This window comes from Carboxydocella sp. ULO1 (genome assembly GCF_002049255.1).
In the GTDB taxonomy this organism is placed as follows: domain Bacteria; phylum Bacillota.
The window spans coordinates 1-221 of the sequence record NZ_BDLQ01000171.1; the positions used below are offsets into that span (position 1 = coordinate 1).

1 pseudogene is annotated in these 221 nt (G+C 43.4%); it reads left to right on the forward strand.

From position 1 onward, the window contains the following. Positions 1–221 (forward strand): annotated as a pseudogene (locus ULO1_RS14425) (IS200/IS605 family accessory protein TnpB-related protein); the annotation flags it as partial.

Consider the following 221-nt stretch of genomic DNA (forward strand, 5'->3'; position numbering starts at 1 on the left):
AGGAGAGTTTCAGGTTATCCCTTACCCGAACGGCTTTCTTTATATCAGAATACCAGACTTAGCCCATGCTTCCAGCTTCCGGCGTAGCTACCTGATAGGCGTTTTAGCCAGAGTAGTGGTAGATATAGCTTTCTTTTTAGGCAAACCCATTGTTTTAGAAAACCTGAACTTTGGCAAAGACAGGCTGGACACTAATAAAAAGTTTAACCGCATGGCTTCCA